Source organism: Rhodoglobus sp. G.S.23 (assembly GCF_056675935.1).
In genome coordinates this window covers 1,310,040-1,336,748 of sequence record NZ_CM155237.1, presented here as the reverse complement: position 1 = coordinate 1,336,748, position 26,709 = coordinate 1,310,040, and the positions used below count along the sequence as shown (strand labels likewise).

Sequence of the window (26,709 nt, the reverse complement as noted above, 5' to 3'; positions counted from 1 at the left end):
CCGCAGCGGAACTCTCGCCGGAATGATAGCCACCTTCATGATGGACGACCAGCGAGAGCTCACCTACTGGATCAGTCGTGAATTCTGGGGTCAAGGAATCGCCAGCGTGAAACGGGACACCGAAGAGATCATCTTCGAGCTTCGCTAGGGACGTCGGCGATAACTCGCCCCTGCATGCTCGGCTGGCAGCCGGTTTCCTCGTCCGTGAAGCTTGTTGCGCAGCGTGCCCTCCACGTATTCCTCAGGATATAGACCCCGCTCGCGCAACACAGGGATGACGTGCTCTACGACATCTTCGAAGGTACCTGGCGTAATGGCATACGCAAGATTGAAGCCATCAACGTCGGTCTCTTCTACCCACTGTTGCAGCTCATCCGCGATTTCCGTGCCCGAGCCAATGATGAACGGACCCAGACCCCCGATAGCGCCGAGTCGGGCAATATCGCGAACTTTCCACTCGCTTCCGTCATTGTTTGCCTGCTGAAAGTTGGCGACTGTTGACTGGATTGCATTGCTTTTGACGTTGCCAATGGGCTCATCGAGGTCATATTCCGAAAGGTCAATCCCCATCCATCCGGACATGAAGACGAGCGCTCCCTCTTCGCTGGCGTAGCTGAGAAAGTCGGCATACTTCGCGTGAGCTTTCTCCGTGGTGTCATCCGTGATGATCGTGAGCAGTGTGTAGATTCGCGCAGAATAGCGATCACGGCCAGCCTCTTCAAGAGCATCCCGGATGCGGCCAACCGTTGCCTTGAGTCCCGCTTTAGTCGAGGCAGCAACAAAGATCGCTTCGGCGTTGCCTGCCGCGAACTGGATGCCCCTCGGTGATGCGCCTGCCTGGTAGATCACCGGGGTTCGCTGCACCGACGGCTCTGACAAATGGATCCCGGGAACCGTGAAATGTTTGCCCTTGTGCTCAATGTCGTGAACTTTGCTTGGGTCGGTGAACACACCGGTTTCGCGATCACGAATAACGGCATCGTCTTCCCACGAGCCCTCCCACAGCTTGTAGAGAACTTCGAGGTATTCGTCGGCGTGGTCATAGCGATCATCATGCTCGAGCTGATCATCATTGCCCATATTGCGGGCTGCTGAAGGAAGATAACCGGTGACGACGTTCCAACCGATGCGCCCCTTGGTGAGGTGATCAAGCGTCGACATGCGACGCGCGAAAGGGTACGGATGTTCGTAGGCCGTGCCGGCGGTAATGCCGAATCCCAAGTGTTCCGTGACATGCGCCATGGCCGAAACGAGCAACAGTGGGTCATTCACCGGAACTTGCGCGCCGTGGCGAATCGCAGCCTCATTGGAACCCGCGTACACATCGTAGGTACCGAGGACATCCGCAATGAAGATGCCATCAAAGGTGCCACGTTCGAGCAGCTGGGCAAGTTCCGTCCAATAGTCGAGGTCTTTGTAGCGCCACGATTGGTCATCGGGGTGGCGCCACATTCCTGACGACTGATGGGCGACGCAGTTCATGTCGAAGGCGTTGAAGCGAATTTGTTTAGGCATGCCACCATGGTGCGCCGAGCAGCCATTCACTGCACCTGGCAGTGAAACAAAGGACGAAACACAGAGAAATAAAGCGACACATTCTCGCTTCGCTGGCGGATGCGGCGCATTCTTGTTCGCATCCCCACAACCTTCGGATGGACGAATGCAGACGACAGCGAAACATCAGACTCTCTCGCACGATGAGGCGTACAGCCCCGATGAGCGCACCTCGCCCGAAACTGAGATCAGTGGCGACGATTTTGCTCGCGCCTTTCGTCACTATCCTGGCGGTGTTGCGGTCATCACCGCCGACTCCCCCGACGGTCCCGTTGCCCTCACAGCGACATCGGTTGTTTCTGTGAGCGCGGTACCGCCGCTCCTCGCGTTCTCGATCAGCCATCGTGCATCCACCGCCGCGAGCATCCGGAGCGCCAGCTCCTATGTGGTCCACTTCTTGGGAAAAGACCAACTTGAAATCGCGCAACTGTGCGCAACTAGCGGTGTTGATCGATTTTCTGACACCAGTTTGTGGAGACGACTGCCGACCGGTGAGCCGTACTTTCCGAGCGCACCAGCCTGGGTCGCAGGAACGCGGGTCGATCAACTCGACGCGGGAGCCGCATCCATAATTTTGCTTCGTGCGACACAGTCCGCAGTCGATTCTGGGGCAGAAGGCACTCCACCGCTCGTCTATTTCAATCGCGGTTGGCACCAGCTCGGCGAACACTCACAAGTGAGCTAGCCCAGCGGAACTAAACCGGTGCAACCTCTGACGCCGACTCGTCATCGCCCCACGACTCAACTAGTGAGATCCGGCCACGGGAATCCTTTATCGCAAGAGTGAGCGCGATTATCGCGGTGGCAATGCCAATGACGCCGAGCGGATTTGCGATGCCAATGGCTATTCCTAGTGCCGGCTCGTACGGACCGCTAATTATGGTCTGAAGCCCCTGAGGTGTTGAATCCGGAATCGTAAGCCCCAGAAGAAATCCGCATATCCCGGAGGCGATGAGCAAGGCTCGGGTTAAAACCCGCGTCTCGAACCCGCGACGTGCCGTGCGCCGAACTGCCAGCCCGGTCAGAACAAACAAGACCGCAAAAATGAGTCCGAGCGTTGCAGCGTAGACAATCGTGAGGTCACCCCCGATGCCAAAGAGGTGCCGACCGAACGATATCCAGCCAGCCAGACCGATGCCTGCCACGATTACGGCAACACCGGTGTGGCCTTCCCGCGGGATCCCGGGGGTGGCTCGAACCCGAATTGCACTGTAGCTCATGACTTGCTCTCCATCACTCTGATCGCCCAATGGTAGCGACGATGAGGTTCCCCCAGTCGCTGACTCGCGCGGCGTGTACTGCTAGCGTGAGCCGAAGAAGCCTCAGTAACGTTGTGCGCGAGGTGGACCGCTCTAGCCGGAGGAGACCCCATGCCCGCTTCCACAGAAGGACGCGTTGCCGTCTACATCGATTTCGACAACATCGTGATCTCGCGCTACAACCAAAAACACGGCAATGGTGCGTTTCAGACGGACAAGGTTCGGTGGCACGTCTCAAACCGTGCAAGCACGACGCCGGTCGGGACCAAGCTCGCGGACGCCGAAGTCGACGTTGAGGCCCTGCTCGACTACGCCTCCTCGTTCGGCACAGTTGCGCTCAGCCGCGCCTACGCCGACTGGTCTTTACCGGTCAACTCGAGCTACCAGAAACAGCTCATCAACCGCGCTGTCGAACTCGTGCAACTCTTTCCGCTCACAGCTCAAATGAAGAATGGGGCGGACATCCGGCTGTCTGTTGACGTCATGGAAGACCTTTTTCGTCTGCCCGACCTCACTCATGTGGTGATCGTTGCTGGCGACTCAGACTATGTGGCGCTAGCGCAACGCGCCAAGACCCTTGGTCGCTTTGTCGTCGGTGTCGGAGTCGCTGGTGGCACAAGTCAAGCGCTTACCTCCTCGTGCGACAAATTCGCCGACTATGACTCGCTGCCGGGTGTTGAGTACGGCGCCAGTGCGAATGAATCGCCGGTCTCCGCCTTCACCGCTGCACCACCCGCCACAGACGACGGGGCAACAACGACACCTACTCCCGAATCTAAGTCCAGCGCAAAGGCCGCTATCACCGATCCGCCGGCAACTAAGGTATCTCCATTCAAGGTGCTAGTGCGCGCTATGCGACTAGTGCAACAGAAAGAGGATTCAGAGTGGCTCCACAGCTCCGCGGTCAAGAATCAGATGCTCAGAATTGATCCGTCGTTCGATGAATCTTCGTTGGGCTTCACAACTTTCAGCGAGTTTGTGAAGTCTCGCCTATCGCACGTTGAGATGCGCGAGCATGACGGCGTCCGGCAGCTTAGACTCCGCACCAACGTGACACTGCCTGAATAGCGAGCCTTGGTTCTGTGCAATAAATCAACCGGAGATCGCGTGCCAAAAGATGCGTCTTGGCGCGTTAGGCGAGCAGTTGCTCCGCCAGCAGTTCAAGAGCCCGCACGCGCGCAGGCGAGGTGTTCGGCGCATCCGCATCGTGTGCCGAGAGCCCTGGGCTGACCATAACTTCGTCAACACCGAACCGGGTCGCCAGCGAGCGGATGCGGGCTGCCGCAGCCACGGGTTCGTCGATGACCCAACGTTCGGCCATATCATCGACCATCTGTTGCTGCGGAGCAGCAAGTTCGGTCGCCGCAGCCTGCTCAATTGTTGAGAGCGGACCAAGAGGCATCCCGCTGAGGAGCCGAGCCATCTGCTGCAACTGCGGAAGCGCAGCAGCCCGCGCTTCTGCCGCGGTATCGGCGACCGCAACATTGAGCGTCAAGAAGGTTCGTGGCTCCTTCAGCTGATCCGAGGGTACAAAGTTGTCGCGGTACAAGCCCAAGATGCGGTCTGTTCCCTCACCAGAGAAGTGATGCGCGAACACGTACGGCATGCCCTGAGCGGCGGCGAGCCGCGCAGAATAATCACTCGAACCTAGCAACCAAAGCTCAGCAACTGACGACGCATTCGGTGTCGCGGTGAGCTCATACACCTGCCCAGACGGCAGCTGAAGAGCCGCCCCCTCGGGGTGCATGAGGCTGCGGATGTCGGAAACGTTTCGCGGGAACGCGTCGACGTCGCTTGTTGTTCCCGTCATCCGCAAGTAGGACGTGATCACGGGATCACTTCCGGGAGCGCGGCCAATGCCCAGGTCAATGCGCCCCGGGAATGCCGCCTCCAGAATTGCAAACTGTTCAGCCACGACGAGCGGGGCGTGATTCGGGAGCATCACTCCCCCAGAACCGACGCGGATGCGTTGGGTCTGAGCAGCCAAAATCCCGATCAACACGGCAGGGTTTGTGGATGCCACGGCCTTCATGTTGTGGTGTTCAGCCACCCAATAGCGCGAAAATCCGAGTTCATCGGCACGCTGCGCTAGCGCGGTGGTCGCCGAAATCGCATCAGCGGAAGTCTGGTTGCTGCGCACAGGAATCAGGTCAAGAACAGAAAGACGAAGTGGTGTAGTCATCACTACTATTCAACCGTCGAACGGTCGGGATATTCCTTAGCGTCGCGCATCCGACCGGTATGCCACGCCCTAAAACCCGGGCAGATAGCTATGGTGTCCATTATGAAGATTTCGGAGTTGAGCCACGAGACTGGCGCATCGGTCGCCACGATCAAGTACTACCTGCGGGAGGGCCTTGTGCCCGCGGGGGAACGCTCGGCACCGAACCAGGCGACCTATGGCGAAACCCATGTGCGCCGCATCCATATGATTCGTGCGCTGACCGACATTGGTGGCCTCTCTGTTGCCGACACCAAGCGCGTTATTGAGGCCATTGAGTCCGACCTGCCACTGACGCGCGCTTTTGAGATTGCGCAGAGCACAGTTTCCGAGCGCGTTGACCCTGAATCCTTGGATGCCGAAGCGCTCGAGACGGTTGACTCTGCCCTTTCGGGCTGGGGTTGCGACCCGAACGACCCGGGCCGACTCGCGGCCGCCCGTGTGGTGATGAACTTTCGGCAGGCCGGCCAGGGCACCGATACGGGGTGGCTCGCTCGCTATGCCGAGGCTGCGCAACTCGTCGCAGAAGCAGATCTTGATCTCGCCGAGAGTCGCGATGGACTTGCGGCACAAGCGGAAACCGTTGTCGTGGGAACGGTGTTGGGTGATGCGCTCTTTGCTGCGCTACGGCGGAGCGCTCAAGCAGCCTCGACGATCCGTCGGCACGGAGATCCGTCCCGGAGCTAACTCGCACACCTCATTTCGCCTTCACCCTTTACAGATAGTGATGCTATCCGATAGTGTCACTATCGACTTAAGGAGAAGCCATGAATGTTCAGCGCGAAGCGAAGGTTCGTCAGTCGTCCCGGCACGATGCCGCCAGCAATTCCCCGAGTACGTCACGACCTGACAGCGGCACGCTTAACCTTGAGCGTGCGCTACTCCACCGCCCGCTGGTGTGGTTGACCATGGCAATGATCGGGCTTGCGATCATCGCCACGCTCGGCTTGATCGTCGACCAACGCGAAATCGTGGGCGCGCCGCTGTGGGCAAAACCACTCAAATTTGCCCTGTCGATTGCACTGTATTCGCTAACGCTCGCCTGGCTGATCGGAATGCTCACTCGGCATGCACGTCTGGCGTGGTGGCTCGGAACTGTAAGTGCGGCATTCCTCGCCGTTGAAATGGTCGTGATCGTCGGCGCCGCAGCCCTCGGCACAACAAGCCACTTCAATGTGGCTAGCCCGGTGATAGCAGCGCTCTGGTCAGTAATGGCAGTGTCGATCGTGATCGTGTGGTCGGCGGTAGTCCTTGTCGCCGGCCTTCTCTGGCGCTATCGAATCTCCGATCCGGCGCGGTCACTCGCCATCAAATCTGGTCTCATCGTCGGAATAATCGGTATGGGATTGGCATTTCTCATGACCTCGCCAACGGCCCAGCAATTGAGCGACTTTCAGGGCATCGCGGGAGCTCACACGGTCGGGCTACCCGACGGAGGGGATGGCTTACCTCTCTTGGGCTGGAGTACGGTCGCCGGAGACCTCCGCATCCCCCACTTCATCGGGATGCACGCCCTACAATTGCTGCCGCTAGCCGCGCTTGCGCTCGAATTCCTGGGGCGTCGAGTGACAGGGCTCGCGCTCCCGCAGACGCGACAGCGCGTGATCGGTGTGCTCGTCAGCCTCTACGTTGCCGTGACTGCCCTGCTGACGGCGCAAGCATTGATGGGCCAATCGATCGTGAAACCGGATGCCGCAATCGCCACGATCGCCAGTCTTCTTTTCGCTTCGGCAGCAGCAGCTATCGCGGTGATCATCGCCCGCGCCGCACGATTACGTCAGGTTGCCAACGCTCAGCCCTCATCACCCCAATTGTGGGCGCCGCCTCACTTGCCTTCGCTAGTTGAATAGACTGATCGGATGCACGCCGCTGAGCCATCGTCACCCGTCTCGAGTGAATCGACTGCGCCAGCTTCTCTCGCCCAGCGACCATCCCGTCGTCGACGCATCCTTTTCGTCTCACTCATCTCGTTTGCGTCGCTCATTGTGCTCGCAGCGATTGGCATTCTCGTTTGGGCAAATGTTGGTGTGATGCAGGCCGAGGCTGACCCTCTGGAGAATGTGCGCACGAATCCAGCAGTCTCCCTTCATGAGACGCCCAACTCGTTCATTCTCTCGCCCACTGATGGGGCATCAGGAACCGGGTTGGTGTTCATTCCCGGCGCTAAAGTCACTGCTGAGGCCTACCTCTATAAGCTTTCTGGCGCCGTGGTGGAGTCGGGGTTGACTGTGATCGTCACCAAGCCGATTCTCAACTTGGCATTCTTTGATCAGCGATCTCTCTCAACATTCACCGACGCTGTCCCGGATGTTGACACCTGGTTCGTCGGTGGGCATTCGCTTGGTGGGGTGCGAGCGTGCCAGTACGCGGCTCAACCTGAGGTGAGCGGACTCATTCTCTTTGCCAGCTATTGTGCCAATGATCTGGCGGATGTGGACACTCGCGTATTGAGCTTGAGTGGCAGCGTCGACATGCTCAGCACTCCAGACAAGATTGTGGCCGCTGCACACTTGCTGCCAACGAACACAACGTTCTTTCCCATCGAAGGTGCCAATCATGCGCGCTTCGGCGACTATGGCGTGCAGCCCGGCGACGGGGTCGCAAGTCTCGACAGCTCGATCGTGCGCGACGTGATCACGGCAGAGGTCGACAGCTTTATCCGCAAGGGTTAGGGAACACGCGCTGCTACGGCGGGCGCCTCGTGGTGCTCGTAGTGCCCCATCGTGATGATCGGGATCGAATCTGTCAGTGCAATGAGACCGTCACTGATCGTAGCGATCGGATCAGCATCCGTGCTGGAGAAGATGGGGAACGAGCGACCCTCGTCAGGTAGCCTGCGCCCGCGCCGAATGATGACGATGGTCGCAGCCGCGAGCGGGATAGCAATCGCGCTTGGTGCCGCAACCCACATTGAGGCACTGAGCAGTCCGTAGGCGCCCCACACCGCATATCCAAGAACAAGCAGCCACTGGGTGGTCTCAGAAATGCCGGCGAGACGCACTGCATCGTTGCGGCTCTGCCAGGTGATTCTTGCCTGCGGAACCCACATCAAGAACGAGAATGCAGTGCCCACGAATCCGAGTGCGTTAATAGCGAAATCGGTGATGTCCATACCGAGTGCTCGATCTTTCTGACGGCCCGAGGAAGAACTCCTAATTGGGCGCAAATTGCTGGGCATCCATCCGATGTCTCGGCAATTCTAAGCACAAATTACACTGCGCGCCAGATCATTTTTTACCCCCATTTAGCGCGGCGGGGTGCCGCCTAATTTAGCGGGCCGATTTCCATCTCCAGTCTGCGACTTCTGGCATGTCTTCGCCGTGCTCGCGGGTGTATTGCTGCGCGTGGAGTCGGGTGTCATGCATCTCTTGCCAGAAGGCGGCGTGACGCGCAGTGAGGCCGGGAACTCGCTCGAGTACGTCGATGACCAAGTGGTAGCGGTCTAGGTCATTCATCATCACCATGTCGAACGGAGTGGTTGTCGTGCCCTCATCTTTGTAGCCCCGCACATGCAAATTCGCGTGCCCGGCACGCTTGTAGGTGAGGCGATGAATCAGCCACGGGTAGCCGTGATGAGCGAAAATTACGGGCTTGTCTGTCGTGAAGATAGCGTCGTACTCAGCATCGCTCAAACCATGCGGATGCTCAGATTCGCTGTGCAGTCGCATCAGGTCAATGATGTTGACGACTCGCACTCGCAACTCAGGGATCCGTTCACGCAAGATTTGCGCGGCGGCCAAGACCTCAAGGGTAGGTACGTCACCAGCACACGCGAGTACGACATCCGGTTCTTGACCGACAACTTCGGTGCCTGCCCAATCGAATAGTCCGATTCCCCGCGTGCAATGTTCGATTGCGGCTGGCATATCGAGCCAATTATTTTCGGGGTGCTTTCCGGCGATGACGACGTTGATCTTGTCGACGGAGCGAAGGCAGTGATCGTAGGTGGCGATGAGGGTGTTGGCATCGCACGGCAAATAGGCCCTCACAACATCGGGCTTCTTGTTCATGACGAGATCAAGAAAGCCGGGGTCTTGGTGCGATGCGCCGTTGTGGTCTTGACGCCACACGTGCGAGCTCAGCAGGTAGTTGAGCGAAGAGACCGGGCGGCGCCACGGGATATCGTTCGCTCCTTCGAGCCATTTCGCGTGCTGATTGAACATCGAATCGACGATGTGGATGAACGCTTCATAGGAGTTGAACATGCCGTGTCTGCCGGTGAGCAGGTAGCCCTCCAACCAGCCTTGGCACTGGTGCTCGCTGAGCATTTCCACGACACGACCTGCACGGGCAAGGTGATTGTCGGCGTCGATGGGGAGGAATCCGGCATCCCACTGTTTATCGGTTGTCTCGAAAACAGCGCTTAGTCGGTTGGATGCTGTGACGTCGGCACCAAAAATTCTGAAGTTGTCTGGATTGTCGCGAACAACATCGCGTAGCCACTCCCCGAGGGCGCCGGTCGCGGAACTTGTCGTTTCACCGGGGTTTGGAACGTCGACGGCGTAATCCCTAAAGTCGGGCAGCCTAAGTGGGGCGCGCAACACTCCACCGTTGGTGACAGGATTGGCGCTCATTCGACGGTCGCCCTCTGGCGCGAGTGCCGTTGCAATTGCGAGCGGTGCACCACTCTCATCAAACAACTCTTCTGGACGGTACGAGGCCATCCACTCCTCAAGTTGTTTCAGGTGTTCGTCTGTGTCCCGAACACTCGCAAGCGGGACCTGGTGCGAACGCCAATTGTTTTCGACAGGGTGCCCGTCGACTACCTGCGGTCCCGTCCACCCCTTGGGGGTGCGCAAGATCAGCATCGGCCACGCCGGGCGACCGTCGAGAGTTCCGGCAGCCGCGTCGGCTTTTATCTGCGCAATGTGATCGACGATGTCATCAAGAGTTGCCGCCATGCGTCCGTGCACGGCGCGAGGATCTTCATCGTCGAATCCGCCCGAGACAACGTACGGCGTATGCCCGTAACCTCGCATCAGATCGCAGAGTTCGTCTTCGGGGATACGCGACAGCACTGTGGGGTTCGCAATCTTGTAACCGTTGAGGTGCAAGATTGGTAAAACCACGCCATCACGTTCAGGGTCAATAAATTTGTTCGAGTGCCAGCTCGTCGCTAGCGGACCAGTTTCGGCTTCGCCATCGCCGACAACAGCAGCGACGAGCAGATTCGGGTTGTCGAACGCCGCACCGTACGCATGCGAAAGCGCATACCCCAGTTCGCCACCCTCATGGATGGAGCCGGGCGTTTCAGGAGCGGCGTGGCTGGGAATGCCACCGGGGAAAGAAAACTGCCTAAATAGCTTGCGGATGCCATCAGCGCTCTTATCGATGTCGCCGTACGTTTCGCTGTACGTGCCATCGAGGTATGCGCTCGCGACGACCGCGGGTCCACCGTGCCCAGGACCAGCAACAAGAATCGTGTCGGTGTCGCGTTCCTGAATAATGCGATTGAGGTGAGCCCACACAAAGTTCAGGCCGGGCGTTGTGCCCCAGTGTCCAAGAAGTCGCGGCTTAGTGTGCTCGCGGCGGAGGGGTTCACGCAGCAGAGGGTTGTCGAGCAAATAGATCTGGCCAACAGCAAGGTAATTGGCGGCCCGCCACCACGCATCCAGCTGGTCAAACGTCTCAGACTGCACTTCGGATGTTCGGGGACGGCACCATGGTGCACGCGGGGAAGTATGGGCAACAGTCACGAGATTTCCTGTCTCTGATCGCGATGAATTGTGCTGGGTAAACCGTGCAATGAAGTCGCGCTCGTCGAGGAGCTTGTGGGACCAGTGTATGAGTATTTTTCCCCGCGCGACTGGATGGACAGAATCGGCGGGCACGCCGTAACCGCACTACCCCCACGCGCGGGATACCCTCAGAGTATGGGTTCGCGAAACACACGAAGTGACGGCGTTTTAGCCTCGTGGAACGACGAACGCGGCTTCGGATTTGTGACCCTCGACGGCGGTGAGCGAATTTTTGCCCACATCTCCGCGTTCCCACCGCGCGATACTCGGCCCACACTCGGTGAGCGAGTCAGTTGCACGGTGGAACGCACAACCGACGACAAAATTCGGGCAAGCAACATCCGCTATCTTTCGGCGTCTGGACGCCCGATCCGCACACGCAAACGCAAAGCCGGCACGATGAGCTGGGTTGTGCTGGTGACTTTCGCGCTAGCAATCGGCATCGTGACAGCGATTGGCGCTCTCCCGTGGTTATTTGCGGCTCTCTACTTACTGATGAGCATCATCACCTATATCGTCTATGCGACCGATAAGAGTGCGGCTCAAACAAAGCAGTGGCGAGTGAGCGAGAGTACGCTCCTCGGTTTAGGATTATTCGGCGGCTGGCCCGGCGCACTCGTCGCTCAGCAACGCCTACGCCACAAGAACCAAAAACCGAGCTACCGCCAAGCATTCTGGGGCAGCGTCGTGCTGAACGTTTTGGTGTTGGCAATCTTGAGTACGGCGCTCAGCGAGCGGATGTTGGAGCTCGCCCGGCTGCTGCTATCTGCGGCTACTTCCTAAATCAGCGCGTGCATTGAGCGCCTGATCTGCCGGCAGTGCATTGTTATCGCGGGTTAATCAGCGATTAGGCGAGCGAAAGAAATAGTTTCTCGATCTCGTCAGGCTGGGGTGATCCCTCGGCACCCGGGTTTGCCAAGCACTCTTTCATCGCTCCGGAAATAACGAGGAAACCAGCTCGGTCGAGCGCTTTGGAGACCGCGGAAAGCTGATAGATCACGTCCGCACAACCTGCGCCGGTTTCCACTGTCGTGATGAGTGCGCCCAGCTGACCCTGCGCGCGCCGCAACCGGTTCAGGATCTTCTTTTGAGCTTCGGCGTCAGTGACGGGCAAGGATGCGGAGACCTCAGAGGCCATCATTTTCTCATTTCTCGGACATGATTTGACAGTTGCAATACCCCATGGGGTATAGTTCTCAGCATACCCCCTAGGGTATAAGTTCGTATAGTCAGTCAAACGAAAGCAGAGTTATGTGCAGAGCAGTCACGTGCCGGGTATGCGGCAAAACAACGTGGGCCGGATGCGGAGAACACATCCCGTCAGTGAAGCGCAGCGTGCCTGCGTCCAACTGGTGCAATGGCAAACACTCGGCCTCGGAAATTGACGCCGCCAAAGCCAACAAGGGCAGCTTCTTCGCTCGCCTCTTCGGCCGTTAGGAGTTCATATGTGCGCACAAGTTACTTGCCAGAACTGCAGCAAACCCACGTGGGCTGGTTGCGGAGAACACATCGAGGATGCCCTCGCCGATGTCGCCGAGCGCGACCGCTGTCACTGCTAGCCGGTTCGCAACAGCCTTTCGCGAATACGCAACCCCACAACTAATTGTTCACTAGGAGAAAAATGATCCGCCCTCTCGCAGCCCTCGCCGGCTCGCTCATCGTGTTGGCCTCGCTGGCTGCATGTTCGGCACCCGTCGAAACGATCGAACTCAGTTCCGACACCATCATCATTGACGTGCGCACGCCGGGAGAATTCGCGGGAGGTCACCTTGACGGGGCAAATCTTCTCGACCTGAGCGGTGGCCAGTTCGCCGACACGCTCCCCAGCCTCGATCCCGACGCCGACTATGCGGTCTACTGCAAATCAGGCAACCGCTCAGGACAAGCCGTAGCGATGATGACCAACGCAGGCTTTACCAACGTTCTCGATCTGGGATCGATAGACAACGCTACGAAAGTCACCCAGATCGAAATAGTTCAGTAGCGCAACTCGCTCGCGCTGCTCTGCACTAAGACCCCGCGCTCGCACTGCCGAGCAATCTCGAATTGCGGCGGCTACGAACAACCAGTGTGAATACGAGACAATCCTTGAGCACGCGCTTTAACACAAGCGATTCCTGTGACCCCGCCACCGAAAACTTCTCTCGCGTTGTCGTTCCCACCGATTTGGGCGACGTTGTCGTGCACGCCAGCCCCAGCATGATTGCGCACCCCAAGACTGCGACGTTGCTCATTCACGGTGCAGCAGGCTCGTGGACAACCTGGCTGCCACTCATCCGTGCCGCGCATGAAACCGGCGAGCCACTGCAGAACGTTGTGGCAATTGACCTCCCCGGCTGGGGCGAAAGCGGAACACTACCTGCCGGTGCAACAGTCGACGACATGGCCGACGCACTAGCGCAAGTCGCGCAAACGCTCGGCTTCGCCACGTGGGACGCCATCGGCCACTCGCTTGGTGGACACCTCGCCCTTACCCTTGCAGCGAGTTACCCCAACCGCACGCACAGCGTAACCGCCATTTCAGCGACCGGACCCGGCGCGCTTGCCGTGCTCCGGCATCCGATTCGAGATTTTCGGAGATTACCGTTTTTGGCGGGCATGCTCGGCGCCATGAGCTTCCTTTCGGCACTGGGACTAGCGGGCAACAGCCTCATTCGCGGTCTTCATCGTATGCATCTTCTCGGGCCGTTGAGCGCTCCGCTGTTTGCACAGTGGCAGACGCTCGATGTCTCCGTTATTGACTCGCTGGCCTCAGAGATCCGGCCCACGGCGTTCGTACGTGCCGCCGAGGCAGCGTCCCGCTATGACGAGCGACAGTGGTTGAGCATCCGGTGCCCCATCACTCTAGTTCGGGGTGAACGAGATGTGTTCGTGAGCGCTAGTGACGATGCCTGGTTTGCTGAAGCGCTCCCCCACGCCACGCAACAAGTGACGGCACGTGCAGGTCACTTCGCGCACATCGAGGGTGTTGGCGAGCACACTCGAGTTCACGGTGATACGGCGGTCGCCGCCTAGTTGGCGGCTTCACCCCAGCGCACGCCGAAAAATCACAGCAACGCGAGCAACCTCCCCGCGCCGAGTAACCTAAGTGCATGGTTGATACCCGCAGTGATGTGCGCCACCGCGCAACGCCCGGGGTGAACCGGTGGGATGTTGTGCTCGCGGTAGGGATGCTCGCTGGCACCCTGCTCAGCACGGTTCTCACCCGCATCGCCGGCATCTTCTCCGAACCTGCCGATTCGGTGGTCACGCTGGTGTGGGCTGCAGCGATCACGCTGCCCCTGCTGTTTCGGCGCCACCATGCGTTGCCCGTCGTCATCGTTGTTGCCGCCGTCTTCATGGTGGGGGCGACCCTTCAGGTGCCCGAAGTTACCTTCTGCAATATTTCGCTCTTTATCGCGCTCTACTCTGTTGGCGTTTGGGAAGACCGACGTCGCGTCGCCACCATCACCCGCATCGCCATCATTGCGGCCATGTTCATTTGGCTATCGATTTCCATTTTTCAGACCACGACCGACCCCGATGCACTGAGCGGATTCTCGCGTGCCGGGGCATTCTCTCCGTTGCTGGCGTACCTCGTGATCCAATTTCTGACCAACGTGCTCTACTTCGGCGCCGCCTACTACTTCGGCGAACGCGCCTACCGCTCCCGACTGGAACGGCATGCGCTGCATCAACGTTCTGTCGAGCTGGTGAGAGAGCGCGAACTGATTGCCGCCCAAGCCGTAACCATTGAGCGCCTGCGTATTGCGCGTGAGCTGCATGACGTTGTTGCCCACCACGTCTCGATCATGGGGGTGCAGGCCGCCGCCGCGCGCACCGTGCTCACTCAAGATCCTGCTGCCGCATCCGAATCGTTGCGTGCTGTTGAGACCGGGTCTCGCCAAGCAATAGATGAGATGCATCGACTATTGGGAACACTGCGGGAGGCTGACAGTCGCGAAACTGACACCGCCGCTGCCTCAACGCTCGGAGTGCACAGCATCGTCGAGCTGATCGAAGCCACACGCAGCGCCGGTCTGCCAACACGGTTCGAAGAATTTGGCGACGCTCAACCCCTGAGCCCATCAACATCCGTCACGCTCTACCGAGTGGCTCAAGAAGCACTCACCAACGCCCGCAAACATGCTGGCCCCAATGGAGACGCCGATGTTCGACTGCGCTGGAGCGATACCGCCGTCGAGATTGAGGTCGGCAATTCTGGGCGCACACCAAGCCGCCGACCGTCCACGGGTCTCGGATTGATTGGCATGGCCGAACGCGTGAACGCTGTGGGCGGCTCACTCGAATTGCGTCCCCGATCCCGTGGTGGCTTCCTCGTGCGCGCTGAGTTGCCGGTGCAGGCTGACATCGGTGCGGGCGCACCAGCAGCCGAGGCTCACGCATGACCGCTCAACCGATCCGCATCCTGCTTGCCGATGACCATGAACTGGTGCGCACAGGTTTCCGCATCATTCTTGGTGCCCAACCCGACTTCGAGGTTGTTGGCGAAGCCCGCAATGGACGTGAAGCCGTCGAACTCGCCGAAACACTCCAGCCAGATGTGATCTGCATGGACATCCAAATGCCTGAAGTCGACGGCATCGATGCGACCCGGATGATCGTAGCGAAGCCCAACAGCACTGTCGCGGTTCTCATCCTCACCACCTTCGATAACGAGTCACAGCTCTTCGACGCTTTGGACGCCGGAGCGAGCGGGTTCTTGCTCAAAAACTCGTCTCCCGATGATCTTGCGGATGCCGTGCGCACGCTGGCGAGCGGCGACGCGCTGCTGGCTCCCGCCGTGACCCGGCGCGTGCTGGAACGACTGAGTCTCACCGATCAGCGGCTCCCCCGCCAGACGGAGCCAACTGTTCCTGCCGAGCTAACCGCGCGCGAACATGAAGTGCTCGTGCTCGTGGCGGAGGGCCTCTCCAACTCTGAGATCGCGACGGCACTCTTTCTTGGCGAGGCGACCGTAAAGACCCACGTTTCGAAGGTTCTTCAGAAGCTCCACCTTCGCGACCGTATCCAGGCCATCGTGTACTCCTATGAAAACGGCGTCGTTGTGCCGAACACAGCGCCCGAGCGACCGAACTCGACGTAACGCTGCCCGCTCGCAACTCATGGCCGTCTCCCCCACGCGATGGAGGCAAGAACCCACCCGCAGGCTGATCCCGTCGATCGCGTCAGCCCATACCGTTGTTCCCAGAGAGATTCTTTGCGAACAAAGGCGGTATTCGTGCTCCAGCTCGACAACATCACCAAAAGCTTTGGGGCGCGCCCAGCGCTCGACGGCGTGACCTTTTCTGTGCGCGACGGGCGCATGACGGGCTTCGTCGGCGGCAACGGTGCCGGCAAGACAACGACAATGCGCATCCTGCTGGGTGTTCTTGATTCGGATGCCGGTGAGATCCACCTCGACGGCAAACCACTGGGTGCAGAACAACGGCGTCGATTTGGGTACATGCCTGAGGAGCGGGGACTCTACCCGAAGATGAAAGTTCGGGAGCAACTCGTCTACCTCGCTCGACTGCATGGACTCTCGTCGACCCTAGCGGGCCGAAATGCTGACAGCCTGCTCGAAGAGCTTGGCCTCGGCGAGCGTCGCGATTCCACCCTCGAGAGCCTGTCGCTCGGAAACCAGCAGCGCGCCCAGATCGCCGCATCACTCGTGCATGATCCCGAGGTACTCGTGCTCGACGAACCCTTCTCGGGGCTTGATCCTCTCGCCGTCGATACTGTGGTGGAGGCGCTCAAGCAGCGTGCGGCATCCGGAGCATCAGTACTGTTCTCCTCCCATCAGCTCGAGATCGTTGAGCGGCTGTGCGACGACCTCGTGATTATTGCCGATGGCACTATTCGCGCATCTGGTGAGCGAGACACTCTCCGTGCCCAGCACTCGGCGCCACGCTACGAGATTGTGACGACCGGCGATCTGGGATGGTTGCGAAACGAACCCGGAGTCACGGTCGTTGAATTCGATAGCGGCTACGCCACGTTCGATGCCGAAGAGACCACCATCGCCCAGCGAGTTCTCCGTCACGCCCTCGCCGATGGCGACGTCACCTCGTTCGCCCCTCAGCGCGCATCCCTCGCCCAAATCTTCCGAGAGGTTATCTAATGAACTCCGCTACCGCAGCACGCCAGTCCCCTCGCTACCTTCAATCGGTTGTTCTCGTCGCCGAGCGTGAAATCACTACCCGCCTTCGTTCGAAGAGTTTTCTCATCACTACCGGCATCCTGCTGCTCCTCGTTCTTGGCGGTGTGATTGCGGGAGGAATCTTCTCGCAGACCGCGGGGACGACGAGCGTTGCCACGATCGGTTCGCTGTCGTCAGAGTTGTCTGGGCTTTCAGGTGTTGAGGTCACCACTGTCGACGATCGTGCGGAGGCAGAAGCTCTCGTGAGCGATGGAACTGTGGATGCAGCGGTACTGCCCTCCAAGGAAGGCTCGGGCGCTCCTGCAACCATCATCGCCAACACAGAAGCGCCATCTCTGCTGGTTCAGATGTTGAGTGTCTCCCCCGAGGTTGTTCTTCTTGACCCCGACGGTGAAACGAGCCCGCTCAGCTACATTGCAGCTCTAGGTTTCGGAATCATCTTCTTCATCTCCGGCATGACCTTTGGCCCGATGATTGCGCAGAGCGTTGTTGAGGAGAAGCAAACTCGAATCGTTGAAATCTTGATGTCGGCCGTGCCCGTCTCGGCGTTGATGGCCGGCAAAGTGATCGGCAACTCGCTGTTGGCATTCGCCCAAATTATTGCGATTGCGGTGCTCGCGATCGTCGGCCTGTCGGTGACCGGTCAGGGTGAACTCTTGTCGCTCCTCGGCGCACCGCTGCTGTGGTTCGTGGGATTCTTCATCATCGGTTTCGTACTCCTCGCCGCGCTGTTTGCTGCGGTGGGCGCGATGGTGTCCCGTCAAGAGGATCTTGGTTCGGCCATGACACCGGTCACGATGCTGATCATGCTCCCCTACTTTGCGATCATCTTCTTCAACGATGACCCAAAGATCCTGGCGATCATGTCGTATATTCCATTCTCGGCACCTGTCGGAATGCCCATGCGAATGTTCCTCGGAACAGCCGAATGGTGGGAGCCACTGATCTCCCTCGTTCTGCTGCTCATCACCACGGGCCTCGCTGTGCTCCTCGGCGCTCGCATCTACAACAACTCGTTACTGAAGGTCGGCAGCCGGGTGAGCTGGGCCGAAGCCATCAAGGGCTAGGGCGCTCCAGCGAACGGATGACGGCGCTGGCACTGCACACTGCAGTGTCAGCGCCGCTGCTCGGTGTTAGCGGGGTCTAGTCCTCGGTGATCGGCTGCGGCGGAAGCTTGCGCACCTTCGCGCGACGGCGACGACGTGCTGGGATCATGGCGCGCATCTCTTCGAGCTTGCCAAAGCAGAGCAGGCGGTCGTTCGCCTCGAGCACAGTGCTGCGGCGGGGGTTCGGCACAACGTTGGAGCCACGGTGCAGGGTCAGCACGGTGATGTCTTTCTCACCGAGACCAGATTCGCCGAGCTGCTTGCCGACAAAATCCGCGTCGCTGCCGACGACGATTTCAGCAACCCCATAGCCTGTAGAAACGCTGAGACGTTGGCGAACATCGATCTCAGGGAACGCAACCTGGTTGGCGATGTAGTCAATGATCGCGCCCGCGACATCCAACCCGGTCGCACGCTCAATGCCCTCAAGCCCTGGCGACGAATTGACCTCCATCACCAGGGGGCCATCTTTACCTTCGAGCATGTCGACGCCGGCAACCCGCAATCCCATGATCTGGGCGGCCTTGACTGCGGCACGGTGGTACTCAGGCGTGAGCTCGACAGCTTCAACGTTGCCACCGCGATGCACATTCGACCGGAACTCGTCGCCAACAGCCACCCGGCGCATCGCAGCAACAACACGGTCACCAACAACGAGGGCACGGATGTCGCGGCCCTTACTCTCAGAGATGAAGCTCTGAATCAGCACGTTCTGTTTCGTTGAGTGCAATGTCTCGATAATCGCCTTGGCGACCTGCGTATCGGGAGCCAGAATCACACCGATGCCCTGCGTGCCCTCGAGCAGCTTGATGACAACGGGCGCGCCGCCGACGCGTTCGATAGCCATCTCGACATCTGCACGGTTGTGCACAAAGGTCGTCGCTGGCATCGCGATGTCGTGACGCGAAAGAATCTGGGTGGCACGCAGCTTGTCGCGCGAGTTCGTGATGCCGCTCGAAGTGTTCGGCGTGTAGACATCCATTTGTTCAAACTGGCGAACAACAGCCGTGCCGAAGTAGGTGATGGAGTTGCCGATGCGGGGCAGGATGGCGTCATAGTCCGACAGCAATTTGCCGCGATATTGCAGGTCGGGTTCGTCCCCCGTGAGATCGATTGCGAACCGAAGGGTGTTGAGCACTTTGATCTGATGCCCGCGTTGCTCGGCGGCCGCACGAAGGCGCTGAGTGGAATAAGCGTGCGGCGCACGCGAGAGAATAGCGAGTTTCATCAGATGACCTGCCAAGATAAGGGGGTGATAGAACCTACCCATTCAAGCACGGTCGCCGGTTGGCGCGAGTGGGTTGCCCTCCCAGAAATCGGCGTTTCGTGGATTAAAGCCAAACTCGACACTGGGGCGCATAGCTCTGCCATTCATGCGTCTGACATCGAAGAATACGTTGGCAAGGACGGCGCCAACTGGGTGCGGTTCCGCGTAATGCCGTGGCAAAAATCTGATGATGATGCTGTTGTCGTGGAGCGTGAAGTCCACGATCGCCGTTCCGTGCGCAGCTCATCCGGTCACAGTGAAGACCGCATCGTGGTGTTGCTTCACGTTGAGCTCTTTGGACATACAGTCACCGCCGAAACGACACTGACTGACCGCAGCGATATGGGCTTTCGGATGCTGATTGGCCGCGAGGCTCTCAGCCAAGGCTTTCTTATCGACTCGAGCGCGTCATTCCTTAGCGGTCGTGCGCCGCGCGCGATCCGCCGCCGCAATCAGGGTCGCAGCTAGCCTCTACGCACGTCGATGGCCGGGCCTTACCAGCCGGCTGTTACCAGCCTGACGTACCCGGGCCACCATTAAACGGTCCGACAATACGAGAGGTGATCCACCCGCCGTAGAAGTCGCCGGCTTGAGTGCTCACTCGTTCGCCGTCGATTTCGCAGGAGTCCATTTGGCTCGGGTAGAGCGCTACTCGTGTCGCCAAGTCCTCGAATCCTCGGGTCGGATCCGGGTAGGTCCATCCCGCTCGATCGGCAACCACTCCCCCGGAAACAATATCGAAGTAATGGGCTTCACCTTTGAACTCGCAGAAGCTTGTGCCCGCTACTGGTACCAGAACGCCGTCGGGAAACGCAGCGATTGGCACGTAGTAGACGGGTGGATGACTCGTCTCAAGCACCCGCACCGAATCCGTAGTGTCGACGATCACTTGGTCGCCCAACCGCACAACAATGCGTTCGTGTCGTCGTTCCACTCGTGGAGGCCGCGGATAGTCCCACACCGACTCTTGACCTGCGTGAGGCTTGATGGGCTTGGGGCGGGGACGTGATCGGGGAAAACCGGCGGCTGGCGTCATCCACCAATTGTGGATCTGGCTGCTGGGATGCCGCTGCGAATGTCCACAGGCGGGAGCCAAGTCGCGACCGGAAACGTAGCTACCTCGAGACGACCGGCTGCGCACCTGAATCGACTCGCGCCGTTCGATAGGTATCGACAGCAATCACTGTGCCGAGAATCACGAGCGACAGTGCCATTGACGCAAGAACATCGCTGCTCCAGTGGTAGCCCAAATAGAGGCGACTGAGGGCGGTGGCAATCACCAGTATCACCGCCACAACATACGAGACTGCCGCAAGCTTGGGGTTGCTGCGCCGGGAAAATATTAGGAAGGTCAGGATGAGAAAGAAGTCTGCGACACCGAGCACGTGGCCAGACGGAAACGAGAATGTCATGTCTGGGCCGTACAGCATGAGGTCTTCAGGTGGCCGGCTTCGACCGACAACACGGGTGATGATCTGCACGATTACGACGCCGGTGAGGGTGCCAGCGGCCAAGAGGAACGGTCTCCACCAGCGCTCGGCTTTCACACCCCACGTGACGGTCACCGCGAGCACAATGATGGGTAGGGCAATGGGCCCAAACATCTCCGTGAAGACGATCATCAGCAGCGTCGCTGTCGCTGACTGCCGGTCTTCCAACCACCCCTGTACTCCAGTGTCCATGGCGGTGAGCGCATCCGGTTGAAGCACCGACCACCACAGAGTCAGGAGACTGATAAGCCCGATAGAGATCAGTGCCGTCGCGACGATATACAGTCGCTTTTTCGTCGCGGCAGTTACGGCGCGTTCGTCGACGAAAAGCTTAGTCTTAAACCGGGAGCCCTTCGTGATTGTATTCATGCTCCGGCGACCCTTCCGCGTTCCTTTTTCAGGTCGTAATCGGGGCGCGGCCACTTCATTTCCAACTCCCTCAGTTTGCTCATCACGATTTCTTGCACGGCCAGTCGGGCGTACCACTTGTGGTTGGCGGGAATCACATACCAGGGTGCTTCATCCGTGGATGTCCGTTCCAACGCGATTTGGTAGGCATCCTGAAGTCCGGTCCATCGTTCGCGGTCATCGACGTCACTGGGGTTATATTTCCAGAGCTTCGACTTGCGGTGAAGTCGGGCAACTAGGCGCTTCTTCTGCTGTTTTTCACTGATCTGGAGCATCACTTTGATAATCACTGTGCCGTTATCGATGGCCTCCTGCTCGAAGGCGATGATCTTGTCGTAGCGGGCTTCGATGGTGTCTGGGTCCGCAAGGTTCTGCACTCGAGCGGCAAGAACATCCTCGTAGTGTGATCTGTCGAAGACACTGACCATTCCTGGTTCGGGAAGGTGTTTGCGAATTCGCCAGAGGAAGTCGTGCTTGAGTTCCTCGTCAGTTGGTGCCTTAAAGCCGTGCACAACGACGCCAGACGAGTTCATTGCCGAAAGCGCATGTTTAACGATGCCGCCTTTGCCAGAGGAGTCCATTCCTTGCAGCACGATCAGTAATGATCGTTTGCCACCCACAGTGCTGTCGGCGAAGAGTTTGCCCTGCAGTTTTCCGAGCTCACGTCGATTTTTCCGGAGCAGTGCGGTGCCGGACTTCTTAGAGGCGTTGATTCCGGGAGTTGCTTGTGGGTCTACTTCTGCGAGCCGAAACCCGGTATCGACGCGAAGCAGGTCACTGGGTGCGTTAGACCACTCTGAATTTTGCATAGGAGATAGTATCCCGCCGGAGCGCTCATCTACACTATCCGTCATGAACGATGTTTCCGTGTCGGGCGCAGCCCGCAGCGCAAAGAATAGTACTGCTCTTCAGGTTTTGGCCCGACTGGGTTTCGCGGTCAATGGTCTCGTGCATATTCTCATCGGTGCACTCGCAATCGGGATAGCGACGGATGGCGGAAGCACTGATGCTGATCAGTCGGGAGCCTTCCAACAACTTGCATCGACACCGGGTGGGGTCTTCCTGCTCTGGTCGATTGTCATCGGCATGTTTGCTCTCGGACTCTGGTTGCTCATTTCGGCGTTCTTAATGTCCGGTGGGGACTCCAAGCGTCAGTGGGCACGCCGGGTCGCTGAAGCCGCCAAGGGACTCACGTACATCGCGCTGGGAGCAACCGCAGTACCGTTCGCCCTCGGTGGCGCAACGAGTTCATCGAACAGCACGAGCAGCCTCAGCGCCATGCTGATGTCGTCTCCGGCTGGCGTCGTCGCGTTGGCTATTATCGGAGCTGCAGTCGTGGGCGTTGGTGTCTACTTCGTTCGCAAAGGAGTCACCCAGAAGTTCGTTGAGGACATATCTTTGCCTCGCGAGCCGATGCGGAAGGCGGTGCTCGGCCTAGGGATTTCGGGCTATGTTGCCAAAGGAATCGCTATCGCGATCGCCGGAATATTGGTCATTGTTGCTGCGGTCACTCATGACCCAAGCAAGTCCACCGGACTTGATGGTGCGCTGACAAGTCTGGTGGCCCTTCCCTTTGGAGTTGCCCTTCTGGTTGTCATTGCGATCGGCCTGATCGGCTACGGCCTATATTGCTTCGTCCGGGCGCGTTTCGCTCGACTGTAGTTTGCGATCGTCACGAGAGCCACTGCCACCTCGGATGCGTCGCTCGCCGTCAATTTTGGCGGCAAGCGGCGCTGCGACAACAATCGCAATCCCCACTCCTAGGAGCAACGCGCCCACAGTGTCGGTGAGCCAGTGCGCCCCTAGGTAGGTGCGGCTGAGCATCATGACAACCGTGTAAAGACTCGCCGCGACCCATACCCACACTCGGGGAAAGAGGATGGAAAGCACGAGGGCCATCACTGCGGCATTTGCGACGTGTCCGGAGGGGAATGACCCGAAGTCGACGGTGACGAGAATCGTGTCGGGTCGCGTTCGGGCAAAGAAATGCTTGAGAAGCTGCACCGATCCGCCGGTGATGACCGTGGCAATAGTGAAGTACAAAGCGGCCCAGGGGCGCTTGATGAGAAGCAACGCGATGATGATTGCCCCGGGCACGATGAAACTGGCAACTACGCCTGCTCCCAGATAGTTCATGACTAATGACACCGATTGCCATAGCGGATTGCGGTTATCGGAGAGCACGGTCATCCAGAAAGTATCAACGGCGAGGGGCATCCCGTGGTCACGAACGACGATCAGCGCGCCCAAAGCCACGACCAAACCCAGGGCCACTAATCCACTCAGTAGCGGCCAGAAGCGACGGACACGTTGGGCACGGTCCGTGGCCGCATCTTCCGGATGTTTCTTCTCCATGACGCAATGCTAAAACTTTCTTTCGCCAAAACGTAAACACACAGAACACCGGCGGACGTCACCGGCTAGAGTCATTTCACTGTCGACTCGGCCCATCCGAATCCCTTCGGATCCGCATCGATAACCAACGGATGATGCCCAGAAAGAGTGAGGTCGACTAATGCCTGCAACGCCGAGCAAGAACGCTTCGCGTTCGCTGACTGCCGCCGTAATTTACAACCCCATCAAGGTTGACCTTGACGCGATCAAGTCGGCCGTTGCTGTGCAGGAAGAAGCGTCAGGCTGGAATGCTACCCAGTACTTTTCTACGAGCAAGGAAGACCCTGGGCAGGGTGCAACCCACGAGGCACTGGATGCCGGGGCCGACGTAATTATTGTCGCTGGCGGCGACGGAACAGTACGTGCCGTCGCCGAAGTCGTGCATGACAGCGATGCCGCTTTGGCGTTGATGCCGTCGGGCACGGGGAACCTCTTTGCCCGCAACCTCAAGCTCCCTCTCGATGACATTGAAGGGTCGGTGCGCGCAGCGTTCACTGGCGAGGAGCGTCTCGTTGATATCGGGCTGATTGATATTCGGGACGAGAACGAGAAGCTATCTAAGCATGCATTTGTGGTTATGGCGGGGCTTGGGCTTGATGCAAAAATGTTGGTCAACACTGATGAGGAGCTGAAGAAGAAGATTGGGTGGCTGGCCTATGTTGGCGCCATTGTGAGGGCTCTCACCGATGAGAGCGAGCTTCAGCTCAAGTTTCGGCTCGACGGTGGTCGACCTCGCCGCGCTCGGGCCCACACCATCATCATTGGAAACTGTGGCTCGCTCACAGCGAATGTTCTTCTCCTCCCTGATGCAGCGCCGGATGACGGGTTCTTTGATGTCGCGGTGATGCGCCCCAAAGGGGTTGTCGGCTGGGTGCAAATCATGGGCAAAGTTTTCTGGGAAAACGGTGTTCTTCGGCGCATTAAGGGTGGCGAAGCCCTCACCACTAAGGATGTGCGCGCGTTGAACTACGTGAAGGCGAAACAGATGACGGTGCGTCTGACCAAGTCCGAAGAAATTGAACTCGACGGCGACAGCTTCGGGAAGGCGATTGCTTTCAAGACGCGCATCAAGCCGGCAGGGCTGCGGATGCGCGTTCCACAGGAGTAGTGTTCCTACGCCGACGGCAGCGCGAGTGCCACGTCACCGTCGCAAGTGCACACTAGTCAGGCTCAATAGTCGTTTGTGGCTGCTCGGCCTGCTCCGCGCGCTCGGCTTGTTCTACTCGCGCGCCCAACGCGGCGAGGATACGCGCAATATCCATCGCGATTGCTGCTGATGCCCCCATCGTCGTGGCGGTCGCTGTGTCTTTTCTGGCATCCAGTTCCGCGGTCAATGCCGCAAGGGCATCAGTGGCAGCCGCATGGGAGGCCGCGCGTTTCTCAGGTGTTCCCCAATCGCTCAGAACCGTCGATACTGCGGCTAGCGCTGAACTCAGCACTGGACGCAGTTCGGGGCGAAGCTCGATTTTGATAGGGGTGCCCCACACTGCGCCAGTGAGCACATCGGTGATGTCGCGAACGTGAAAAGTCACGTTCTCTAGAGCAGCAAGGTCCTCGTAGTCTGCACGTAAATCGCGTCGATACCGCCGGGCCCGTGGGTTAGCTTTGCGGCTTTCGTCGGCGAGCAGTACTGCTTCACGAACCTCGCGTGAGACGTTCACGAGCATGTCTTTTGCGGATGCCCATCCGTCACGTTCTGGGGGCCAGCTTTCGGCTAGCGCTTCGGAAATCTCGGAAAGATGGGTGGAAAGAACTCGCCGAAAATTGGAGAGTTGTTGGTCTACGGCGTTCTGGCTGAGCGCCGGAAAAATAAGAACGTTGACGAGAAGTCCAACAACGATGCCGAGGCTGACCTGCTCGAGGTATCCAATCGAATAGTCGTCAGCATCCGGCCCACCGATGATGAGAACGAACAGCACGGTGACGGGAATGTATTCACGGTTGGCCCCAAACCAGCCAGTGGCAGCGATGAGGGCGCCGGCACCGACGGCGAGTGACATGGTGAGAACACTCGGTGAGCTGAAAATGATTACCGCGCCAGCGAGCACTATGGCGACGGCGAGGCTTCCGAGGGTTTGCATGGCGTTCTTCATTGAGCCCATGAGCGTGGGGTACATGCTCACGATTGCACCCAACGGTGCGTAGTAGGGGTAGTTGTCTGCCACCCCGGGAAGGTAGGGCGCGATGGTCCACGCGACGCCGACAGCGAGGGCGGTTTTTGCTGCCTGCAAGATGCGCGATCGGGTGATTTCGGATCTCATCCGCCATGCCGTCTTCTTCACCGGCTCGAGCGTGTTTCCGGCCAGTTCTTGCCGCTTCCCACGCGTGGGCCACCTCATGGGCGAGCCGCTATCTCAATACCGCCGGGTGCAGGTTCCGGATGCTCGATTCTGATTCGATCGGGGCGAAAGCCGTGCTCAATCCCCCACAGCACTGCGTTCGTTCTGCTGTTGACACCGATGCTTCGGTAGCAGCTTCGGATGTAGGTCTTGATTGAGTTAATTGAGAGGTGGGTTCGTTCCGCGATCTCTACGTTCGAGAGGCCCTGGGTGATGAGGGCCAATACTTCTGCTTCGCGCTCGGTGAGGCCTTCTTCGCGTCCCGGCCAGTCACCTCCGATGACGATCGGGGTGCCGGTCTCGCCCAGATGAACGCGCTCGCCCCCGTTGCGAATTGCTTCGAGCGCGGCAACGAGGAGGGCCGCTGGCAGGCCTTTCGAAATGTATCCCCCCGCGCCATGGGTAATCGCAGTGTTCACGAGCGCCGGATCAAGGTTCCACGAATAGACGACTACCGCGGCGACGTTGGGGTTGGATGCCAGCTGCCGCACCGCTGCACGGTCGCCTTGGGTGGATGCGAAAGTGTCGTAAAGGGCAATATCTACGTGTTCGCTGACTTGCTTGTTGAGGTCGAGTTCGACGACGCGAATCCGATTCTGGTAGGAGCGCAACATGCCGACAACTCCGCGTGCAACGACCTCGTAGTCGTTGACTAGGGCAACTCGAACTTCGTTCATGCGTCAACGATAGGGCGTGCTTTTCGGAACTTAGCGATTCTTCACCCTTTAGGGTGAAGCCGCCCCGGTATCCCCCAGAATACTCTCAGCTTTTGGGTGTTTATTTATGCCCCA

Annotated in this window: 29 protein-coding genes; 16 read left to right on the top strand and 13 right to left on the bottom strand. The window is 58.9% G+C overall.

What is annotated here, in order from left to right; all coding sequences use genetic code 11:
- Positions 1–22: 22 nt before the first annotated feature.
- Positions 23–148 (top strand): hypothetical protein, encoded by a 126-nt coding sequence (locus AC1ENN_RS06400; RefSeq protein WP_480406889.1) that lies wholly within the window; start codon positions 23–25, stop codon positions 146–148.
- On the opposite strand, the gene AC1ENN_RS06395 is transcribed toward AC1ENN_RS06400, so the two are convergent.
- A complete protein-coding gene (locus tag AC1ENN_RS06395) occupies positions 145–1,515 on the bottom strand; it encodes an LLM class flavin-dependent oxidoreductase (protein WP_480406888.1) in 1,371 nt (456 codons plus the stop codon). The genes AC1ENN_RS06400 and AC1ENN_RS06395 overlap by 4 nt on opposite strands.
- Positions 1,516–1,660: 145 nt before the next feature.
- Here AC1ENN_RS06395 and AC1ENN_RS06390 point away from each other — a divergent pair, with 145 nt between their 5' ends.
- Positions 1,661–2,239, top strand: coding sequence for a flavin reductase family protein (locus AC1ENN_RS06390; RefSeq protein ID WP_449646537.1), 579 nt, complete (start codon positions 1,661–1,663; stop codon positions 2,237–2,239).
- Between the two features lie 10 nt (positions 2,240–2,249).
- Here AC1ENN_RS06390 and AC1ENN_RS06385 read toward each other — a convergent pair whose 3' ends face one another.
- A complete protein-coding gene (locus tag AC1ENN_RS06385) occupies positions 2,250–2,774 on the bottom strand; it encodes a hypothetical protein (protein WP_449646536.1) in 525 nt (174 codons plus the stop codon).
- A 150-nt stretch (positions 2,775–2,924) separates the two neighbouring features.
- Here AC1ENN_RS06385 and AC1ENN_RS06380 point away from each other — a divergent pair, with 150 nt between their 5' ends.
- Positions 2,925–3,881, top strand: coding sequence for an NYN domain-containing protein (locus AC1ENN_RS06380; RefSeq protein ID WP_449646535.1), 957 nt, complete (start codon positions 2,925–2,927; stop codon positions 3,879–3,881).
- Between the two features lie 64 nt (positions 3,882–3,945).
- Here the strand turns inward: AC1ENN_RS06380 and AC1ENN_RS06375 are convergent, their stop codons facing one another.
- Positions 3,946–4,995 carry an LLM class flavin-dependent oxidoreductase gene (locus AC1ENN_RS06375; protein WP_480406887.1) on the bottom strand — a complete coding sequence of 350 codons (1,050 nt, stop codon included), beginning with the start codon at positions 4,993–4,995 and terminating at the stop codon, positions 3,946–3,948.
- 102 nt (positions 4,996–5,097) lie between these two features.
- On the opposite strand from AC1ENN_RS06375, the gene AC1ENN_RS06370 reads away from it, so the two are divergent.
- The 3 genes from AC1ENN_RS06370 (at position 5,098) to AC1ENN_RS06360 (ending at position 7,706) form a co-directional block, all read left to right on the top strand.
- Positions 5,098–5,721: a MerR family transcriptional regulator gene (locus AC1ENN_RS06370; protein ID WP_480406886.1), complete on the top strand. Its 624-nt coding sequence runs from the start codon at positions 5,098–5,100 to the stop codon at positions 5,719–5,721.
- An 80-nt stretch (positions 5,722–5,801) separates the two neighbouring features.
- Positions 5,802–6,884 carry a hypothetical protein gene (locus AC1ENN_RS06365; RefSeq protein WP_480406885.1) on the top strand — a complete coding sequence of 361 codons (1,083 nt, stop codon included), beginning with the start codon at positions 5,802–5,804 and terminating at the stop codon, positions 6,882–6,884.
- 9 nt (positions 6,885–6,893) lie between these two features.
- Entirely contained in the window at positions 6,894–7,706 is an 813-nt protein-coding gene (locus tag AC1ENN_RS06360) for an alpha/beta hydrolase (RefSeq protein WP_480406884.1), read from the top strand.
- Here the strand turns inward: AC1ENN_RS06360 and AC1ENN_RS06355 are convergent.
- Positions 7,703–8,146 (bottom strand): hypothetical protein, encoded by a 444-nt coding sequence (locus AC1ENN_RS06355; RefSeq protein ID WP_449646530.1) that lies wholly within the window; start codon positions 8,144–8,146, stop codon positions 7,703–7,705. The two genes, AC1ENN_RS06360 and AC1ENN_RS06355, sit on opposite strands and share 4 nt — an antisense overlap.
- Positions 8,147–8,303: 157 nt before the next feature.
- Positions 8,304–10,673 (bottom strand): phosphoketolase family protein, encoded by a 2,370-nt coding sequence (locus AC1ENN_RS06350; RefSeq protein ID WP_480406936.1) that lies wholly within the window; start codon positions 10,671–10,673, stop codon positions 8,304–8,306.
- 171 nt (positions 10,674–10,844) lie between these two features.
- Between AC1ENN_RS06350 and AC1ENN_RS06345 the strand changes: the two genes are divergently transcribed.
- Positions 10,845–11,555, top strand: a complete 711-nt coding sequence (locus tag AC1ENN_RS06345) for a DUF1294 domain-containing protein (protein ID WP_480406935.1) — start codon at positions 10,845–10,847, stop codon at positions 11,553–11,555.
- Positions 11,556–11,619: 64 nt separating this feature from the next.
- Here AC1ENN_RS06345 and AC1ENN_RS06340 read toward each other — a convergent pair whose 3' ends face one another.
- Positions 11,620–11,910, bottom strand: coding sequence for a metal-sensitive transcriptional regulator (locus AC1ENN_RS06340; RefSeq protein WP_449648166.1), 291 nt, complete (start codon positions 11,908–11,910; stop codon positions 11,620–11,622).
- A 483-nt stretch (positions 11,911–12,393) separates the two neighbouring features.
- Here AC1ENN_RS06340 and AC1ENN_RS06335 point away from each other — a divergent pair, with 483 nt between their 5' ends.
- The 6 genes from AC1ENN_RS06335 (at position 12,394) to AC1ENN_RS06310 (ending at position 17,981) form a co-directional block, all read left to right on the top strand.
- The gene (locus AC1ENN_RS06335) at positions 12,394–12,756 is read left to right on the top strand and encodes a rhodanese-like domain-containing protein (protein ID WP_480392079.1); all 363 of its coding nucleotides are present in this window, start codon (positions 12,394–12,396) and stop codon (positions 12,754–12,756) included.
- A gap of 104 nt (positions 12,757–12,860) precedes the next feature.
- Positions 12,861–13,787: an alpha/beta fold hydrolase gene (locus tag AC1ENN_RS06330; protein ID WP_480392078.1), complete on the top strand. Its 927-nt coding sequence runs from the start codon at positions 12,861–12,863 to the stop codon at positions 13,785–13,787.
- A 77-nt stretch (positions 13,788–13,864) separates the two neighbouring features.
- Positions 13,865–15,160, top strand: coding sequence for a sensor histidine kinase (locus tag AC1ENN_RS06325; RefSeq protein ID WP_480392077.1), 1,296 nt, complete (start codon positions 13,865–13,867; stop codon positions 15,158–15,160).
- The gene (locus AC1ENN_RS06320; protein WP_480392076.1) at positions 15,157–15,858 is read left to right on the top strand and encodes a response regulator; all 702 of its coding nucleotides are present in this window, start codon (positions 15,157–15,159) and stop codon (positions 15,856–15,858) included. The genes AC1ENN_RS06325 and AC1ENN_RS06320 overlap by 4 nt, the downstream gene beginning before the upstream one ends.
- Positions 15,859–15,993: 135 nt before the next feature.
- Positions 15,994–16,875 carry an ABC transporter ATP-binding protein gene (locus tag AC1ENN_RS06315; RefSeq protein ID WP_449646523.1) on the top strand — a complete coding sequence of 294 codons (882 nt, stop codon included), beginning with the start codon at positions 15,994–15,996 and terminating at the stop codon, positions 16,873–16,875.
- A complete protein-coding gene (locus AC1ENN_RS06310) occupies positions 16,875–17,981 on the top strand; it encodes an ABC transporter permease (RefSeq protein WP_449646522.1) in 1,107 nt (368 codons plus the stop codon). Before AC1ENN_RS06315 ends, AC1ENN_RS06310 begins: the two co-directional genes overlap by 1 nt.
- Positions 17,982–18,057: 76 nt before the next feature.
- Here AC1ENN_RS06310 and rimK read toward each other — a convergent pair whose 3' ends face one another.
- Positions 18,058–19,248, bottom strand: coding sequence for a 30S ribosomal protein S6--L-glutamate ligase (rimK, locus tag AC1ENN_RS06305; RefSeq protein WP_449646521.1), 1,191 nt, complete (start codon positions 19,246–19,248; stop codon positions 18,058–18,060).
- Between the two features lie 3 nt (positions 19,249–19,251).
- Here rimK and AC1ENN_RS06300 point away from each other — a divergent pair, with 3 nt between their 5' ends.
- Complete coding sequence (locus tag AC1ENN_RS06300; RefSeq protein WP_449646520.1) at positions 19,252–19,755, top strand: ATP-dependent zinc protease family protein; 504 nt, start codon at positions 19,252–19,254, stop codon at positions 19,753–19,755.
- Positions 19,756–19,795: 40 nt separating this feature from the next.
- Here the strand turns inward: AC1ENN_RS06300 and AC1ENN_RS06295 are convergent, their stop codons facing one another.
- The 3 genes from AC1ENN_RS06295 to AC1ENN_RS06285 form a co-directional block, all read right to left on the bottom strand.
- Entirely contained in the window at positions 19,796–20,323 is a 528-nt protein-coding gene (locus AC1ENN_RS06295) for a DUF427 domain-containing protein (RefSeq protein WP_480406883.1), read from the bottom strand.
- Between the two features lie 79 nt (positions 20,324–20,402).
- Positions 20,403–21,146 carry a phosphatase PAP2 family protein gene (locus tag AC1ENN_RS06290; RefSeq protein WP_480406882.1) on the bottom strand — a complete coding sequence of 248 codons (744 nt, stop codon included), beginning with the start codon at positions 21,144–21,146 and terminating at the stop codon, positions 20,403–20,405.
- Positions 21,143–21,994 (bottom strand): PPK2 family polyphosphate kinase, encoded by an 852-nt coding sequence (locus AC1ENN_RS06285; protein WP_449646517.1) that lies wholly within the window; start codon positions 21,992–21,994, stop codon positions 21,143–21,145. The genes AC1ENN_RS06290 and AC1ENN_RS06285 overlap by 4 nt, the downstream gene beginning before the upstream one ends.
- Positions 21,995–22,037: 43 nt before the next feature.
- On the opposite strand from AC1ENN_RS06285, the gene AC1ENN_RS06280 reads away from it, so the two are divergent.
- A complete protein-coding gene (locus tag AC1ENN_RS06280; RefSeq protein WP_480406881.1) occupies positions 22,038–22,847 on the top strand; it encodes a DUF1206 domain-containing protein in 810 nt (269 codons plus the stop codon).
- On the opposite strand, the gene AC1ENN_RS06275 is transcribed toward AC1ENN_RS06280, so the two are convergent.
- The gene (locus tag AC1ENN_RS06275; RefSeq protein WP_480406880.1) at positions 22,809–23,540 is read right to left on the bottom strand and encodes a phosphatase PAP2 family protein; all 732 of its coding nucleotides are present in this window, start codon (positions 23,538–23,540) and stop codon (positions 22,809–22,811) included. The two genes, AC1ENN_RS06280 and AC1ENN_RS06275, sit on opposite strands and share 39 nt — an antisense overlap.
- 160 nt (positions 23,541–23,700) lie before the next feature.
- On the opposite strand from AC1ENN_RS06275, the gene AC1ENN_RS06270 reads away from it, so the two are divergent.
- On the top strand, positions 23,701–24,687 hold the full coding sequence (locus tag AC1ENN_RS06270; protein WP_480406879.1) for a diacylglycerol/lipid kinase family protein: 987 nt from the start codon (positions 23,701–23,703) through the stop codon (positions 24,685–24,687).
- Positions 24,688–24,739: 52 nt separating this feature from the next.
- On the opposite strand, the gene AC1ENN_RS06265 is transcribed toward AC1ENN_RS06270, so the two are convergent.
- Together AC1ENN_RS06265 and AC1ENN_RS06260 are read right to left on the bottom strand one after the other, a co-directional pair.
- A complete protein-coding gene (locus AC1ENN_RS06265; RefSeq protein WP_480406878.1) occupies positions 24,740–25,918 on the bottom strand; it encodes an FUSC family protein in 1,179 nt (392 codons plus the stop codon).
- Positions 25,915–26,595 carry a response regulator transcription factor gene (locus AC1ENN_RS06260; protein ID WP_449646512.1) on the bottom strand — a complete coding sequence of 227 codons (681 nt, stop codon included), beginning with the start codon at positions 26,593–26,595 and terminating at the stop codon, positions 25,915–25,917. Before AC1ENN_RS06260 ends, AC1ENN_RS06265 begins: the two co-directional genes overlap by 4 nt.
- Between the last annotated feature and the right edge of the window lie 114 nt (positions 26,596–26,709).

Excerpts from the sequence above, each read along its gene's own strand:
- AC1ENN_RS06310 (WP_449646522.1), top strand. The coding sequence starts at position 16,875 with ATGAACTCCGCTACCGCAGCACGCCAGTCCCCTCGCTACCTTCAATCG.
- AC1ENN_RS06335 (WP_480392079.1), top strand. The coding sequence starts at position 12,394 with ATGATCCGCCCTCTCGCAGCCCTCGCCGGCTCGCTCATCGTGTTGGCC.
- AC1ENN_RS06390 (WP_449646537.1), top strand. The coding sequence starts at position 1,661 with ATGCAGACGACAGCGAAACATCAGACTCTCTCGCACGATGAGGCGTAC.
- AC1ENN_RS06265 (WP_480406878.1), bottom strand. The coding sequence starts at position 25,918 with ATGAGGTGGCCCACGCGTGGGAAGCGGCAAGAACTGGCCGGAAACACG.
- AC1ENN_RS06295 (WP_480406883.1), bottom strand. The coding sequence starts at position 20,323 with ATGACGCCAGCCGCCGGTTTTCCCCGATCACGTCCCCGCCCCAAGCCC.
- AC1ENN_RS06365 (WP_480406885.1), top strand. The coding sequence starts at position 5,802 with ATGAATGTTCAGCGCGAAGCGAAGGTTCGTCAGTCGTCCCGGCACGAT.
- AC1ENN_RS06340 (WP_449648166.1), bottom strand. The coding sequence starts at position 11,910 with ATGGCCTCTGAGGTCTCCGCATCCTTGCCCGTCACTGACGCCGAAGCT.
- AC1ENN_RS06380 (WP_449646535.1), top strand. The coding sequence starts at position 2,925 with ATGCCCGCTTCCACAGAAGGACGCGTTGCCGTCTACATCGATTTCGAC.
- rimK (WP_449646521.1), bottom strand. The coding sequence starts at position 19,248 with ATGAAACTCGCTATTCTCTCGCGTGCGCCGCACGCTTATTCCACTCAG.
- AC1ENN_RS06370 (WP_480406886.1), top strand. The coding sequence starts at position 5,098 with ATGAAGATTTCGGAGTTGAGCCACGAGACTGGCGCATCGGTCGCCACG.
- AC1ENN_RS06325 (WP_480392077.1), top strand. The coding sequence starts at position 13,865 with ATGGTTGATACCCGCAGTGATGTGCGCCACCGCGCAACGCCCGGGGTG.
- AC1ENN_RS06385 (WP_449646536.1), bottom strand. The coding sequence starts at position 2,774 with ATGAGCTACAGTGCAATTCGGGTTCGAGCCACCCCCGGGATCCCGCGG.
- AC1ENN_RS06320 (WP_480392076.1), top strand. The coding sequence starts at position 15,157 with ATGACCGCTCAACCGATCCGCATCCTGCTTGCCGATGACCATGAACTG.
- AC1ENN_RS06360 (WP_480406884.1), top strand. The coding sequence starts at position 6,894 with ATGCACGCCGCTGAGCCATCGTCACCCGTCTCGAGTGAATCGACTGCG.
- AC1ENN_RS06260 (WP_449646512.1), bottom strand. The coding sequence starts at position 26,595 with ATGAACGAAGTTCGAGTTGCCCTAGTCAACGACTACGAGGTCGTTGCA.
- AC1ENN_RS06400 (WP_480406889.1), top strand. The coding sequence starts at position 23 with ATGATAGCCACCTTCATGATGGACGACCAGCGAGAGCTCACCTACTGG.
- AC1ENN_RS06285 (WP_449646517.1), bottom strand. The coding sequence starts at position 21,994 with ATGCAAAATTCAGAGTGGTCTAACGCACCCAGTGACCTGCTTCGCGTC.
- AC1ENN_RS06280 (WP_480406881.1), top strand. The coding sequence starts at position 22,038 with ATGAACGATGTTTCCGTGTCGGGCGCAGCCCGCAGCGCAAAGAATAGT.
- AC1ENN_RS06290 (WP_480406882.1), bottom strand. The coding sequence starts at position 21,146 with ATGAATACAATCACGAAGGGCTCCCGGTTTAAGACTAAGCTTTTCGTC.
- AC1ENN_RS06395 (WP_480406888.1), bottom strand. The coding sequence starts at position 1,515 with ATGCCTAAACAAATTCGCTTCAACGCCTTCGACATGAACTGCGTCGCC.
- AC1ENN_RS06355 (WP_449646530.1), bottom strand. The coding sequence starts at position 8,146 with ATGGACATCACCGATTTCGCTATTAACGCACTCGGATTCGTGGGCACT.
- AC1ENN_RS06300 (WP_449646520.1), top strand. The coding sequence starts at position 19,252 with ATGACCTGCCAAGATAAGGGGGTGATAGAACCTACCCATTCAAGCACG.
- AC1ENN_RS06275 (WP_480406880.1), bottom strand. The coding sequence starts at position 23,540 with ATGGAGAAGAAACATCCGGAAGATGCGGCCACGGACCGTGCCCAACGT.
- AC1ENN_RS06270 (WP_480406879.1), top strand. The coding sequence starts at position 23,701 with ATGCCTGCAACGCCGAGCAAGAACGCTTCGCGTTCGCTGACTGCCGCC.
- AC1ENN_RS06375 (WP_480406887.1), bottom strand. The coding sequence starts at position 4,995 with ATGACTACACCACTTCGTCTTTCTGTTCTTGACCTGATTCCTGTGCGC.
- AC1ENN_RS06345 (WP_480406935.1), top strand. The coding sequence starts at position 10,845 with ATGGACAGAATCGGCGGGCACGCCGTAACCGCACTACCCCCACGCGCG.